At 28.0% G+C, this 15,230-nt stretch carries 12 protein-coding genes and 1 riboswitch; all 12 genes read right to left on the reverse strand.

What is annotated here, in order from left to right; genetic code table 11:
* Nucleotides 1–51 precede the first annotated feature (51 nt).
* Complete coding sequence (guaB, locus tag A500_RS00855; protein ID WP_016205711.1) at nt 52–1,500, reverse strand: IMP dehydrogenase; 1,449 nt, start codon at nt 1,498–1,500, stop codon at nt 52–54.
* Between the two features lie 154 nt (nt 1,501–1,654).
* Nucleotides 1,655–1,752, reverse strand: a riboswitch (purine riboswitch).
* Nucleotides 1,753–1,935: 183 nt separating this feature from the next.
* Nucleotides 1,936–3,570, reverse strand: a complete 1,635-nt coding sequence (locus A500_RS00860) for a vWA domain-containing protein (RefSeq protein WP_040436377.1) — start codon at nt 3,568–3,570, stop codon at nt 1,936–1,938.
* Nucleotides 3,571–3,683: 113 nt separating this feature from the next.
* Entirely contained in the window at nt 3,684–4,640 is a 957-nt protein-coding gene (locus A500_RS00865; RefSeq protein WP_040436379.1) for a VWA domain-containing protein, read from the reverse strand.
* A gap of 14 nt (nt 4,641–4,654) precedes the next feature.
* Nucleotides 4,655–5,251 (reverse strand): PilW family protein, encoded by a 597-nt coding sequence (locus tag A500_RS00870; protein ID WP_051993109.1) that lies wholly within the window; start codon nt 5,249–5,251, stop codon nt 4,655–4,657.
* A 13-nt stretch (nt 5,252–5,264) separates the two neighbouring features.
* Entirely contained in the window at nt 5,265–7,307 is a 2,043-nt protein-coding gene (locus A500_RS00875) for a hypothetical protein (protein WP_016205713.1), read from the reverse strand.
* A gap of 20 nt (nt 7,308–7,327) precedes the next feature.
* Nucleotides 7,328–8,227, reverse strand: a complete 900-nt coding sequence (locus A500_RS00880; RefSeq protein WP_016205714.1) for a type IV pilus modification PilV family protein — start codon at nt 8,225–8,227, stop codon at nt 7,328–7,330.
* 9 nt (nt 8,228–8,236) lie between these two features.
* Nucleotides 8,237–9,487, reverse strand: coding sequence for a hypothetical protein (locus A500_RS00885; protein ID WP_016205715.1), 1,251 nt, complete (start codon nt 9,485–9,487; stop codon nt 8,237–8,239).
* A 1-nt stretch (nt 9,488) separates the two neighbouring features.
* Nucleotides 9,489–10,037, reverse strand: coding sequence for a PilN domain-containing protein (locus A500_RS00890; RefSeq protein ID WP_016205716.1), 549 nt, complete (start codon nt 10,035–10,037; stop codon nt 9,489–9,491).
* A gap of 12 nt (nt 10,038–10,049) precedes the next feature.
* Nucleotides 10,050–11,252: a type IV pilus assembly protein PilM gene (pilM, locus tag A500_RS00895; RefSeq protein ID WP_016205717.1), complete on the reverse strand. Its 1,203-nt coding sequence runs from the start codon at nt 11,250–11,252 to the stop codon at nt 10,050–10,052.
* Nucleotides 11,253–11,544: 292 nt separating this feature from the next.
* Nucleotides 11,545–11,982 carry a prepilin-type N-terminal cleavage/methylation domain-containing protein gene (locus tag A500_RS21575; RefSeq protein WP_016205718.1) on the reverse strand — a complete coding sequence of 146 codons (438 nt, stop codon included), beginning with the start codon at nt 11,980–11,982 and terminating at the stop codon, nt 11,545–11,547.
* A gap of 314 nt (nt 11,983–12,296) precedes the next feature.
* Nucleotides 12,297–13,499 (reverse strand): type II secretion system F family protein, encoded by a 1,203-nt coding sequence (locus A500_RS00905; protein WP_016205719.1) that lies wholly within the window; start codon nt 13,497–13,499, stop codon nt 12,297–12,299.
* Nucleotides 13,500–13,515: 16 nt separating this feature from the next.
* Nucleotides 13,516–15,207: a GspE/PulE family protein gene (locus A500_RS00910; RefSeq protein ID WP_016205720.1), complete on the reverse strand. Its 1,692-nt coding sequence runs from the start codon at nt 15,205–15,207 to the stop codon at nt 13,516–13,518.
* Nucleotides 15,208–15,230: the final 23 nt, after the last annotated feature.

The following is a 15,230-nucleotide window of genomic DNA, read 5'->3' on the forward strand; positions in this document are numbered from 1 at the left end:
GTTTTTCATTCTACATTTTACATTCTTCATTACTATAGTAAATAACCCTAGTTATTTACTATAGTTTGGTGCTTCTTTAGTTATATTTACATCATGTGGATGGCTTTCTCTTATTCCTGATGCAGTTTGAACTACGAATTTAGCATTTTCATATAGGCTATCTAAATTAGGTGCTCCTAAATATCCCATTCCTGATCTAATTCCACCTAATAATTGATATATAGTATCTGATAGATATCCTCTATATGCAACTCTTCCTTCAACACCTTCTGGTACAAATTTCTTAGTTCCATTTTGGAAGTATCTATCACTTGATCCCTTTTCCATAGCTCCAAGAGATCCCATACCTCTATATACTTTATATCTTCTTCCTTCATATATTTCTGTTTCTCCTGGTGCTTCATCACAACCTGCAAACATTGAACCCATCATAGCAGCAGATGCTCCAGCAGCTAAAGCTTTAACTATATCTCCTGAATATTTTAAACCACCGTCTGCAATTACTGGAACTCCATATTTTCTTCCTTCTTCAGCACAATCCATAACTGCTGTTAATTGTGGTACACCTACTCCTGCAACTATTCTAGTTGTACAAATTGATCCAGGTCCTATACCAACCTTAACACAATCTGCACCAGCTTCTATTAAATCTCTAGTTGCTTCTGCAGTTGCAATATTACCAGCTATTATTTGAAGCTCTGGATACTTAGCTTTTATAGTTCTAACTGCATCCATAACTCCCTTTGAATGACCATGAGCAGTATCTAATGTAATAACATCTACATTAGCCTTAACTAAGGCATCTACTCTTTCCATCATATCCTTAGTAATTCCAACTGATGCTCCACATAATAATCTTCCTTTAGAATCCTTTGCTGCATTTGGATATGCCTTCACTTTTTCTATATCTTTAATAGTTATTAATCCCTTTAAGTTATTATCATCATCTACTAATGGTAACTTTTCTATTTTATGTTTCTTTAATATTTCAAGGGCTTCTTGTAAAGTTGTTCCTTCATGTGATGTAATAAGCGGACTCTTAGTCATAACTTCTGAAATTGGTCTATCAAAATCTGTTTCAAAAACTATGTCTCTATTAGTTATTATTCCAACTAGCTTAGTTCCTTTTGTTATAGGCACACCTGAAATTCTATATTGAGCCATAAGTTCTTGAGCATCTCTTATTATATGATCTTCTGATAAGAATATTGGATCTGTAATAACTCCATTTTCTTGTCTCTTAACTTTGTCAACTTCTTTTGCTTGTTCTGCTATAGTCATGTTTTTGTGAATAATTCCGATTCCACCTTCTCTAGCCATAGCAATTGCCATTTTTGATTCTGTTACTGTATCCATACTTGCACTCATTAAAGGAATATTTAATGTTATTTTCTTTGTTAATTTAGTTTTTAAGCTAACTTCATTAGGTAAAACCTCAGATTTATTTGGTACTAGTAATACGTCATCAAAAGTATAAGCAGTTTTAATAATTGTTGCCATAGTTTTTCCCCCTAAAATAAATTTTTTCTTTCATTTTTAAAGTAATATGAAATATTTTATTCTTTTAAATTTCTATTTTTATGTACAAAAAAAGACATACTAATCTTCTAAGTGAAGTTAATATGCCTAAAAATCTATATAACAAATATAGATTTAGTATATCAAAATCACTCATAGTCGGAAATTTAAGGTTTCCGGTAGATACTCTCTGCCATATTCAGAGGATATACGAGTAAACTTTCTGTTCTTTTTCTAAATTTATAGATATTATATATCTCTACTATGTTATTGTCAACAAGTTTGCAATTTACATTTCAATTATTTTATTTGTTGGATATTATATTATCATATTCTTCTTAAAATATTAATTAAAATATAAATGTTAAAAAAGGATCACATCTAGCGACCCTCTTAAAACTTATTTATATATAACTTTTAGAATAAATCTGGTAAGCTTGGACTTCCATCTGTTGTATTCGGAGTAACTGTAATAACATCCTTTGAAATATTACTAAACTTAATTTCATTTTTTAATACTTGTGCACTTCCAAGTCCTTCTTTAACTCTTCCTTGATATACAACTAATATATCTGTATCTGATAGTTGATTATTTTCTTTAACATTATTAATAGTAATTTTAAATTTATTACCTACATTACTTTCTATAGTCCTTGCTATTTCTATTAATGTATTATCGCCTGAAGAGTCCTTTAAAACCTTGTATACTTTAATGTTGTTAGTATTAACAGTATTAAAATTACTATCTATATTTAGGTCAAAAGTAATACTACTTCCCCCTATAGTAAATTCAGCTCCAAAGGTTGCTGTTGATCCTTGAGCTATTTCAATAGCTTTATTATCATTCTCTTGAATGTTAACATCTTTATCTATAATTCCATTGTATAGTCCATGAATAAGATTTTTCACTTCTTCTTTTACTGTAAATGTTGGCGTTAACACATTTACACTTACATTATTGTTAATTATGCTTTTATATATCATTTTATTATCTGATGTTGTTCCAAAATTATAGATTCCTGGCTTAAGATTATTAGCTTTTAATTTAATTTCTATTGTCTTCTCAGCTGCACTATAATTATTATTTTCATTTAAACTATATACTATAGTTGGAACTTCTATTATTCCTATATTTTCTTTACCACTCTCTTTAGATCTAACAATTCCAGAGACAGGTTCAAAGTTATTCCCTATATTTAGATTTATAGTTGGTTTAAATTCATAAGGCTTGGCTGCTGAATAAGATACTAACTTATCTCTCACTAAATCCATCATATTATTATTTACTCCATTTTGAGTTGTATTATTGTAAAATATAGTAGTATCATCTTCTCCTAAATCAGTATGAATTTTATATAAATTGCTGTCTTTATTCTGATCTTCTAAATTTAAAGTAACTATATTATAATTAGCTGATTTAATATTATTAATAAGTTGTTCATACTCACTTTTATTATTATTCTTATGATAATTTACATCTTTATTAGATATTATTATTAAATTTTTACTTGCATCAGCTCTTGAATTTTTACTTAACTCAGTGTGAGCTTTCTCTAAGCCTTCATATATCGCCTTAGAATTAGATGCAGTATAATTTCCATTTTCTAGAACACTTATTTTAGATTGAATTGCCCCGTGATAATCTGTTGCATTAAGAAAATCTTTCAAAGAAAAAATAGTGCTTTCTCCCTTATTATTAAATAAAATTAATGAATATCTTACTTTATCATTATTCGGGAATTTACTAATTAGTTTATTCCATATTGCATTTTTTATATCTGTAAAAGTATTAGAATCTTTAAATCCATATTCTGAAACAATTACTATATCCATTTTTCCACTATTCTCTGAATTATTGTATACAAAATCCTCTGGAATTATTTTATACGTAAGAGTTATTTCTTCATCTTTTTTAATCTCTTGTATATATTCACCAAGCTTGGCTGTAATAATAGGTAATTCATTTGATATTATATCTACCTTTACATCTACATTTGAGTTTACAGTCAGCTTTTCATTTTCAAATAGAAAATTAATATCTATACTATCCAATATAGATTGCGAGGTCCCAACTTGGGTTCCCTTTACTATAAAACTAAAACTTACAGGTTCTGCATGATATCTAACTTTTCCTGTTATTTTATCTTCAGATGTCTTATTATAAATTATATTTCCAACTTTAACTTCATTTCCCCTATATTGAGATTAAATGATTGATTAAGATCTATATTTAAAGAAACTTCTTTAAGTTCATAACTATTCTTTATATCATCAGCTATTTCATTAAATATTTCTGTTATTGATCCATCACTTTTTGAAAAAAATCCATTTTTCTCATTTATATCAGTATTCTCTGATATATTTCTCATAGATTGATGTATTTGTTTTAGATATTTTGTTCCATTATTATCTAACCCATATCCAATTGAATAAGCATTATATTGTTTAGCAGCTATATGATCCTTTGCAAAATTCTTTGTGTAATTCATTGTAGTACTATTAGTTGAACTACCGCTTCCATATCTAGTTGGGGTACTATCATCCAATTTATCATACTTAGAATAATATGTTGGATTTCCATCAGTCATTAAAACTATAGTCTTATTAACACTTTCACTATCATTATTTAATAAGTATGCAGCTTTCCTTAATCCTTCTCTTGTATTTGTACCACCATTAGCACTTAATTTATTTATGGTAGTAATTAGAGATGAATCATTGGCAGCTATTAAATTTGATACTATAGTAGCATCTGATGCATATTTTATTATACCTATTTTTAAGTTAGGAACATCTTTCATTTTCTCAACAAAAGATTTTGCTGCCTCTTTTAAATTCTTAATTTTATTTCCACTCATACTTCCAGAAGTATCTAATACTAAAACTATCTCTTTTGCTTGTGCTATTGTTTCAAAATCTTCAGGTACTAGTTTTCCTGATACTAATATATCTTCCCCAACCTTTACAGGATTTGGTGTAGCCTTTAAATCAGTAATTGTAAAACTAGGTTTTGAAGCTATATTATTTGCTTTTGCATTTAAACTTTTAAGGGATATTAAAGATACTATAACAAATAAGAGTGTTATAATACTTATTATCTTAACCTTCCTTTTTCTAATCATTTTATCCCCTCACCTTAACTCTTATTTCTAAACTTAACTATTACACTTAAAGGAATAGTAACATCTGAATATCCTTTTTCCTTATTTAAAACTAAAGAAATTTCTAGGCCTGTAGTTTCATTAAAATTACCATTGGGATTCATTCTATAATCTAATGGCCTAACCTTAAATTCTGTAACATTTTTTGATAAATCCCTTGGAAGTCTTAAAGTTGTATCTGAAATTACTGTGCCAAACTCATTTACCTTATTTAAGGTTAATGTTTTATTTTCACCATTATATACAAATGAAAAATATTCTACTCCTATTTTAAATGTTACTTCAGTTACATCTAACTTCCCATCTTCAGGTAAACCTTCATAATTATATTTATTAGAATCTGTTATTTGGATATTATTTATTTCACTTATACCTTCAGCTTGTGTACCATATAGTAATAACTCTTGTTGAATTCCTTCTGCTTCTAATTGAAGGTCAGAATTAATTTCTATTCTAGACAAGGTTTTACTATTGCTTAAGAAGAAGGTGTAGATTACCCCAAGAACTATAACTGTTAAGCTTAATGTAATTATAAGTTCTAATAAGGTAAAACCCTTTCTCTTATTTTTCATAATTCCACCTCTTCTATTTAAGAATTTTCCACAATGATTTTTTAAGGAACTTATCAACACTATATATCTCTGAAGCTGAAGTAACTTTTATTTCTTCTCTATTAGCTTTTGATTTTACAAATACATCCTTTAATAACTCATTATTTAAAGCTAAAATACTTCTTACAACCTGTGGATCATAAGTTATAGTTTTATTTCCTTCACCTTTTAAAATTATATCTCCTGTGGTAATTATATTTCCCATGAAATTAAACTCACCATCTATAGTTATATCTCCATTAGTTATAATTAGACCCTTCTTTATAATTTGTCCATTATATTTGTTCTCCTTTATTTCAATACTGGAATTATTTGTTAATATAACCGCTCCATTTTCATTTATTATATTAGTATCTTTAATTTTATCAAAGGCAATTTGATTTCTAACAGTTCTCTCTACTTCTTGTCCATCATATAAATTTTCATATCCTGTATCATCACCCATTGCAAATACATTTCTTGCAAATTCATTTCTTGTATTAATTATTTCTTTTTTATCATCAACACTAAAAATAGTAGCTCCTTGTACCTTATTATTCTTAATGGTTGCACCTGCAGATTTAACCTCTCCTTTAAGCTGCACCCCACCATCATTAAATGAATATTTACCTTCTGTTTTTGAATCATTATAATATTCTGCAAAATATTCAGCCTTCTTACTAGCATTACTTTCTCCATCTTTACTTTCTAACAATTGTAATGGCGAATAGTATCTTAAAGTAACATTAGTTTTTCCATCCAAAATATCATCAACGTCAGTATAAGCTAAATAATTTCCCTTTACAGCTACTGATTCTCCTGTTTGATATTTCTTACCATCATCACCTATTGTATTTAAATAAGCAACTCCCATAATATAAGAAAGTCCTTCTACTTTTAGCGTAGAATTACTATTTAGGCTATTTACAATAATACTACTGGAATTTAAAGCTTGTTTAGCTGTTTCTATTTCTGTTGTCTTTTCATTAATTCCATAAAAATTATTTTTGATTAATACATTGCTATTTTGTGCATTTAAAGCTAAATCATTATTTACAATAACATTATTTTCAAAGGTTACATTATTTGATTTTGAAGCATCTGAATTTATAGATTTTCCTACATAAATATTTTTAGCAAATACATCTCCAGTTATTGTGCTTTGTGCATTATTATTTAAATGATAGGTATTTGCTGTGTATATATCTCCATTAATATTAAAGCTTGTATTATCTAATTTTATGCCCCCTATATATTTATCAAAAGCATACTCTGGGTTTTCCCCTAAATTATTATTTCCCTGTATCCATATGTCTCCACTAATATTTGTATTTCCACCTGTAACATTCATATTTCCGTCTGCCGTTATGGCTTTACCATCAAAAACTGGAGATATATTTATTGAAGTTATTTCTGAATTGTACTCTGGAGCAGATACTATATATTCAGTAGAAATAACTTTTTCATTTTTTAATTGTCCTTCAATATTTTGGAAGGTTGATTTTACTCCTAGTATTATATTATTACTATCCCTATCATAATCAGATTTTAGTATTTCAATATTAAAACTTTTTATATTTTCTAATTTTGCTAAGTTAATTGTATCATTATCCTGAATTGATCCTATAACTGCTTTAGATAATATTAAGTATTCTAAAATCTTATCTACTGTTTTAACTGTTCCATCTAAATCTTTAATATTCTGTGGTGCTGATAAATATTTATAAAACCTTTCTTTAAAAACTTTATTTAAGTTTTCCTTGCTTCTATCTTTATCTTCTAATTTAGTAAATTCCTTTTTAACTTCTTTATCTGCGTATTTTATGGCTTCTTGTGAGGTTTTAATTATTATATTTTCAACTACGTCTAATCCTGAATCTGCCTCATAAAGATTTTGAAGCTTTTTACTTTGATTAATTCTCATTTTATAATCATTTGCTGTAACTGCTAATATTGTTGTTCCTGTTGTAAAGATAATTGCCATTACTACAATTACAATTACAAAGGTGGAACCCTTTTTCTTTCTCCTTGCCTTCACCTATTATCACCCCTATAAGCCTATTTTATATTCACATTATTACTTGAAGAACCTTGAAATAAAGTATTATTTTTAGAATCCTTGACTGTAACCTTATAGTTATACATATCTGCTATTGGATTTTCTTGTACTTCATCCTCTTCATATAAAATTACATCACCTTTACTAGATAATAATTTTAGCTTACCTATAGAATTTTTTCCTTTAATTAAACGTATTTCCACTGATTCATCTAAGTTATTTTTCACTTCTATATTAGTAGTTTTTTCATAATTACTATTTAGATTTAAAACAATCTTATTTTTTACTGGAGCTAACTTTATTGCACTAATTATTGGGGTTTTATCATCCTTATTAAATACACTTAGTTCTAAATTACTAGAGTTTTTCTTTAATTCAATTGTTAAATCTCTAGTAACTGGAATTCCATTTAAATTTGGTTCTAATAATATACTATCTATAGTACCAACATTAAAAAACTTAAGACTAAAATCTGAGTCACTATTTTTGTCTAGATTATTAGTATTACTATATTGAAAGCTAATATCTTTTTCTAATTCAACATCAACTCTGTAGCTATCCTCATTTTTTCCTGCAGATTCAGAAGTTCCACCATATATAGTTCTATTAAAACTACCTAAAAATTTCCCTTCTGAATTTTGTGTTATTTTATCTCCATCTAAAAGTTCAAAATCCTTATGGCTTTCATCAAGCTTAATTTCATCATATGCCTTTAATTCTTCTAAAACCTTTTGTCCTATGTAGCTTGCTTTTTGCATATCTTCAGCATCTATATTATTTTTTAAACTAGACATTACTAGAGAAGATAAAGGAATTATTAGTATAGCTAAAAGGGTAACACTAATTATTACCTCAATTAATGTCATCCCTTTTTTTGCTTTAAGTTTATTATTTTTCATTATTGACACCTACTTTTTAGTTACATTTACAGTATAACCTTCACTTGTTACTGTAACTCTAGGATTTGAAGTATCATCATCTTTAACTATTATCTCAACATTTTTCTCTGTATTATTTATTACCTTTAACTTTATACCTGAATTATCAGAAGTTCCTGATCTTTTTTCGCTTAATATTTCGAAAACTATGTCTTTTGATTTTGAAGTAAATTCCTTCCCTTGTGATGAACTATCTTTAGGATAATATGATGATGATGTTTTATATTTATAATATATTTTTCCATCTATCTCATCAAAGGCTATTTCTACTTCTTCTATTTTATCCTTGTCTGAATAAATATAACTTTCTCTTGAGTCATCCTTAGCTTTCCCTATTGTTACTGTAGGCAATTCTGATGTAGATGATCTAATCATCATTACAAAGTCATTAACATCTTTTTCATTGCTTTGCTCTTCTATTGTGGATGCATAAGCTCCACTTGCTACTCCATTACTAAATAGAACTTCCTTTCCATATACATTATTTAATGTCCATATTAAATATTCCATATCTTCATCAGATAATTTAGGAACTGCATGGAATTCTAAGTTCATAACTCCAGATAACTCTTCTTGAGATTTTGATGATATTGATATATTAGTGATTACTACTTTTCTCTCATAATTTTGTACTGAAGCAATAAAACTTTTTAATGCTTCATAATTTCCAGAGAAATTTATTGCAACTTTAAGCTGTTCTGATGTTGCATTATTTTCTGAAGTACCACTTTGAGATTGTTGTTCCCCACCATTTGCGGTTGTTTCATTATTACTATTTGAATTATCAGAAGTACTAGCTCCTCCATTATATTCATCTACTAAAGCCTTTAATGAGCTTTCTGTTTTTTGTATTTCTGGTGATACCATTTTTTCTACTAATGCTACTTCTATAGGGCTAAAAGCAATATTCCCTTTAAGTCCACTATCAGTTAATAGCTTGTCTATTTCTATTATAATCTTTTCTTGCATTATAGTTGGATATAACCTTTTAGATTTATCTAATACAGTTGCTTTTAATATCTTTAAGTTTTCTTCCTTAGAATCTAAATTAGCTATAGCAGCCATTACTTCATTATATCTTTGCTCAACTTGATTTTTTTCTGCTTTTTTATTATTTAACTTTTCAACTTGCTTAACATAAATAAATTGATAATAAACAAAACATATTAATACAGCTAACAGAATTCCTATTAAATACTTTTCTCTCTTACTCACATTCATATTATTCAACATCCTTTAATACACATTTTATATCAAAGGTATATTGCTCATCCCCTGATATTCCACCAATATATACATCTTGTATAATATTTAATTTCTTTAAGTTATGCTCTATTTCTCCTATTGCAACTCTACTTGTTGAAACAGCTTGAATAGAAATTTCTGTATTTGTTATGTTTATGCTATTAAAAGTTACTTCTGTTGGCAAGCTTGAGCTTAATTTATCTAATAAATCTGTTGTTACTACTTCCCTTGTATTTAAAGCACCAACTATTTTACTAAGCTCTGTATCATATTTTGTTAATATATCATCCTTTTTGCTTATATCATCCCATTTAGCAATTTTTTCTTTTATATCTTCTTGCTCTAGCTTTTCATTATAATTTTTTATCTTATTATTAAGTAATAGTATATTTGTACTATTCCAAGCTAATGTACCAACTATAACTACAGATAAAAATCCTGCCATGGAGTAAACATAAATATTTTTATTTTTTTGTTCTTTTTTCTGACCTTGATAAGGTGAGAAAAAGTTCATATCTCTTATCATAAATGTCTCCTCCTATAATCTTATAATAGCACTTATAGCATTTAGATACTGACCAAGGTTTTCATTAATTAAATCCTTAGATGTAAAATCTATATTAGGAATATCTTCTATTTTATCTACAGAAATATTTATTTTATTTTTAACATATATGTCTATATGCTTTAAATTAGAAGTTCCTCCATAAATATAAATCTTATTTATTGTTGTATTTGATTTATTGCTGTAGAATTGAAGTATTCTTTCCAATTCCTCTAATATATCATCAACAGATTTTCTTATAGTTAAGTTTAAAACATCTTCTTCGTTATCTTTCAATAAATCTCCATCTTTTATCTTTAAAGATTCTGTTGATTTTATTGACATATTTAAACTTTGGCTTAAGGCATAATCTATATTATCCCCACCTGATTTTATCATCCTTGTAAAATCTAATTTGCCGTTTTTAAATATTGCCACATTAATAGAGGTAGCTCCCATATCAACAAAAGCAACAGTACCCCCTATGGTTTGTCCATTCTTTGATGTATATTGTGAATAGTTAGCTAATTTATTTATTGAATTATAAGTTACATCTAAAGCATATGGATTTAATTCTAAAGCATTTATTACGTTGTAATAGGTATTAGCCATTCTTTCTGGAAATGAAGTTACATTAATTTTTAACTTTGCTCCTGTATCATCAACAATTTCATCTAAAACTATAAATTGAATTATATAATCATCTAAATTTATAGGTAAATATTGTTGTATTTCATATCTTATAACAGTTTCCATTTCCTCTTCTTGAACTATAGGTATTAAAATATCCCTATTTATTATTGAAGATGAATTAGTTGTAAAAATAACATCCTTGGCTCTTATACTATTTTCCTTTATTAAAAAGCTTAATACGTCTATAATAGCTTGAGCATTTATTATTTTTCCATCAGTAATGCAACCTTCTGGTGTCGGTATTTGAACAACCTTATTTAAGCTTAGCTTGTCTTTTTGATACTTACCTTCAGCAACCTTTATAAAATTAGTTCCTAAATCTATAGATATAACAGACCTAGATTTTTCTTTAAGCCTACCCTTTTTTTCAACCTTATTTACTTCATAAGAAGAGTTTATATCCTCAGACTTATCTTTTTTAAAAAGTTTTCCTATGTCTTTTATATCCATAGAACCTATGTCCTTTAGTTTTGAAAAATCAAACTTTTTATTTTGTTGTGACATGGCTTTCCCCCCTGACTTATAATGCATAATGCGTAATGCACAATGCATAATTAATGTAAAAACTCCTAGGGAGTTTTGAAAATTAAATAATCTCTTATATAAAATACATAAGAAAATAATGAGGTTTCTCTTTTGCTTACGCAAAATCGAAATGAAAAAATGAAAAAATGAAATAATTAAAGAATAAATTCATTTGGAATTTATAAATCTTAATAATTTAATTATGCTAAAATCTCTTTATTTTAGCAAAATGCAGATATTCTCTGCATTTTACTATATAAATTTTTATTTTTTAATTCTCTGCGTATGTTCCTTCTGCAGGTTGTGGATAAACCTGAGCAGGAGTAGTGTCTTCATTTACTGATATTGTTACATTACCTTTATCATCAACGTCTACTAAAAAATTATTTCCTTTTGCAGCAGATGCCTTTGCTGTAGGTACGGTTTGCAAATAATTTGAAACAACAGTTCCTGGATCAGTGGCAGTAGTAGTACTAACAACCTCAAACTCATCACCATTATCAATTTTCCCTTCTCCTATCAAAGCTACTACTGCACTTTGAATATTTTTAGCATTAGCAATATCTGATTTAATATTAGCATTTTCTCTAACTTCTCCAAATTTCGGTAAAGCAATTGCTGCTAGTATAGCTATAATTGCTATAACTATAATAAGTTCAATAAGGGTAAAACCTTTCTTTTTCTTTTTGTTGTTAGTGTTTTTGATCATAATAAATCCTCCTTGAATTTTTTTATTTTATTTTTATATTAATTTTTTTAAATATAAACGTTATTCAGTTCACAGTGCACAGTTCTCAATTCACAGTTTTGATCAGTTCACAGCTTTATTCAGTGCACAGTTGTCAGTGCACAGTTGTCAGTGCACAATTCACAGTTTTACTCAGCTTTTAAATTTATAATTTAAAAGCCTTGTTATCTGTTATCTGACACCTGTTACCTGCCACCTATTCCCTGTTATCTATAAAATAACTAACTGTGCACTGTGCACTGTGCGCTGTGAACTAAAAGAGTGCTTTGCACTTTTTACATCTGAGTGTACATATCAAACATCGGTAGCATTATTGAAATAACAATCCCTCCAATAACTACCCCCATAACTACTATTAGTAATGGTTCTATTAATGAAGTTGTTGTTTGAATAGCTTGTTCAACCTCATCATCATAGAAGTCTGCTGTTTTGTTTAGGATATCATCTAGTGAGCCGGATTCTTCTCCTATTTTTATCATTGAAGATAGCATCTTAGGGAAAATATCATTTTCTCTTATAGGAGTACTCAATCCATCTCCTCTTACAACTCTTTCTCTTATTCTTAAAATTGCATCTTCTGCCACTTTATTTTCTAATACTCCTGCAACAGTTGGCAGTGCTTGCACTAAAGATACTCCTGATGCTAATAAGGTAGATAAAGTTCTTGTAAATCTAGATACTATTATTTTTTTATTTAAATTTCCTATAATAGGAAGTTTTAACTTTAAATTGCTTATAGTTACTACTCCATTTGAACTTTTTTTGTAAATATTAAAAATTATTACCATGATTACTATTGTTAGTATTATGATAATTAAGTTATTGCTTAGAAATTTACTTGTGCCAAGCATAAATCTTGTTATCAAAGGAAGGGTTATACCTTCACCTTCAAACATTTCCACAAAGGTTGGCATTACAAAAGTCATTATAAACATAACTGCCACCACTGCAACTATACTAAGGATAGCTGGATATGTCATTGCTGACTTAACTTTATTGTTAATTTTATTTTCTTTTTCAAAATGTACAGACATTCTAAGCATCATTTCATCAATATTTCCACTGACTTCCCCAGACTCTACCATACTTATTAACAGTTGAGGAAAATGTTTACTGTGCTTAGCCATTGATTCTGATAAAAGCTCACCTTTTTTAACATCATCTTCAATGGTTGATAAAATCTCTCTTAGTTTTTTATTTGGTATTTCCTTTGATAAGATATTTATACAATTAGTAATTGATACCCCTGCATCTAGCATTGTATAAAACTGCCTACAAAACATTGCCAAATCCTTTGTTGTTATTTTTTCAAAGAGCTTAAATTCTATTGGCTTACTTTCAACTATTTCTTCTATTTTTAAAGGATAGTATCCACTTGAAGTTATCATATTTATTACATCATCTTTTGAACTACCTTCGAATTTTCCTTCTATTTTAGTTCCATCATTTTTCATAGCTCTATATTTATAATTTTTCATAACTTCTTATCACCCCTTATATATCCCTTAATAATGTTATAGTTGCAAGTTCTTGTATAGTTGTGGTTCCATTTAGAACTAACTTTTTACACTCCTCTGCAAGTGTTGTCATTCCATGCTTTATGGATATATCCATTAAAACATTAGAATCTCTTGTTTTATTAATTGCATCTCTATGCTCTCTTGTTATTTCCATTATTTCATATACACCTATTCGCCCATTATATCCAGTATTATTACAATGTCCACAACCTTTACCATGATATAATTTTAGAACTTCCTTACTATCAACATTAAATATTGATTTTTCATAATCAGATGCTATGTATTCTTCTTTGCAATTATTACATATTTTTTTTACTAATCTTTGAGCTATGATTCCTGAAATTGAAGTAGCAACTAAATACGGCTCAACTCCCATATCAACTAATCTAGTCATTGAAGATGGTGCATCATTAGTATGTAATGTACTTAGTACTAGATGCCCTGTTATAGCAGCCTTTATAGCTATTTGCGCAGTTTCTTCATCTCTTATTTCTCCAATCATAACTATATCTGGATCTTGTCTTAATATACTTCTAAGTCCACTTGCAAAGGTTAACCCAGCCTTTGTATTTACATTAACTTGATTAATTCCATTTAATGTGTATTCAACAGGATCTTCTATTGTTACTATATTTACATTATTAGAATTAAGTTCACTTAATATAGTATAAAGTGTTGTTGATTTACCACTTCCTGTAGGTCCTGTTACTAATACTATTCCATGAGGACTAGAAATTATATTATTTAATTTTCTAAGATTTTCTTTGCTTAGTCCAAGTCTCTCTTTTCCAACTTTATAACTGTCTCTATTTAAAATTCTAATAACTACTTTTTCACCATTTACAATTGGAAGTACAGATACTCTAAGATCTACATCAGTATTTCCAACCCTTGTTATTATTCTTCCATCCTGTGGTACTCTTTTTTCTGCTATATTTAAGTTTGCTAATATCTTTATTCTTGTTATTAATGGAGCTAAACTTTCTATTCCTAATGTATTGACAGTAGTAAGCTCACCATCAATTCTATATCTTATCCTAATTTCCTTTTCATATGGTTCTATATGTATATCCGATGCTCTCATTTCAACTGAATTTCTAAATAAGTATTCTATCATTTTAACAACTGGAGCATTTTTTACGTCATCAATTTCTTCTACATCTAACGCTATATTTTTTGCTTCTAAAGTTTCCTTTAAAAGTTCTTCTGCTGCTTTATTAACTTCTTCACTGCTATAGTTTATTTTAACAAATTTATCTATATCATTTTTAGGTGCAATGAATGTCTTAACACTTAGTCCTGTAGATATAGAAATATCATCTATTGCAAATATATTTAATGGATCGCCTAATGCAACCATTATTTTATCTTCTTCAAATCCAAATGCAATTAAATTGTATTTATTACAAAGATTTTGAGGTACTATTTTAATTGCTCTTTTATCAAAAACTATATTATTTAAATCTATCTTTTTTATCCCTGTTTGAGCTTCTATTGCATCTATAATATCTTCCTCTGAAACAATTCCACTTTCAATTAGGACTTCTCCCAACTTTTTACCTAAAATCTTTTGAGTTTTTAATGCGCTTTGAAGTTGAAAAGGAGTTATTTTTTCTGCCATTATCAGAATGTCACCAAGTCTTTTCTTTTGAACTATAGCCATAAACTCCCCTCCGTAGTTTAATT

The sequence above is a fragment of the Clostridium sartagoforme AAU1 genome (assembly GCF_000401215.1).
Lineage (GTDB): Bacteria > Bacillota > Clostridia > Clostridiales > Clostridiaceae > Clostridium > Clostridium sartagoforme.

What these genes read in the sequence shown, in the direction of transcription:
- pilM (WP_016205717.1), bottom strand. Translation starts at nt 11,252, where the DNA reads ATGTCACAACAAAATAAAAAGTTTGATTTTTCAAAACTAAAGGACATA.
- guaB (WP_016205711.1), bottom strand. Translation starts at nt 1,500, where the DNA reads ATGGCAACAATTATTAAAACTGCTTATACTTTTGATGACGTATTACTA.
- A500_RS21575 (WP_016205718.1), bottom strand. Translation starts at nt 11,982, where the DNA reads ATGATCAAAAACACTAACAACAAAAAGAAAAAGAAAGGTTTTACCCTT.
- A500_RS00905 (WP_016205719.1), bottom strand. Translation starts at nt 13,499, where the DNA reads ATGAAAAATTATAAATATAGAGCTATGAAAAATGATGGAACTAAAATA.
- A500_RS00890 (WP_016205716.1), bottom strand. Translation starts at nt 10,037, where the DNA reads ATGATAAGAGATATGAACTTTTTCTCACCTTATCAAGGTCAGAAAAAA.
- A500_RS00880 (WP_016205714.1), bottom strand. Translation starts at nt 8,227, where the DNA reads ATGAAAAATAATAAACTTAAAGCAAAAAAAGGGATGACATTAATTGAG.
- A500_RS00870 (WP_051993109.1), bottom strand. Translation starts at nt 5,251, where the DNA reads ATGAAAAATAAGAGAAAGGGTTTTACCTTATTAGAACTTATAATTACA.
- A500_RS00885 (WP_016205715.1), bottom strand. Translation starts at nt 9,487, where the DNA reads ATGAATGTGAGTAAGAGAGAAAAGTATTTAATAGGAATTCTGTTAGCT.
- A500_RS00865 (WP_040436379.1), bottom strand. Translation starts at nt 4,640, where the DNA reads ATGATTAGAAAAAGGAAGGTTAAGATAATAAGTATTATAACACTCTTA.
- A500_RS00910 (WP_016205720.1), bottom strand. Translation starts at nt 15,207, where the DNA reads ATGGCTATAGTTCAAAAGAAAAGACTTGGTGACATTCTGATAATGGCA.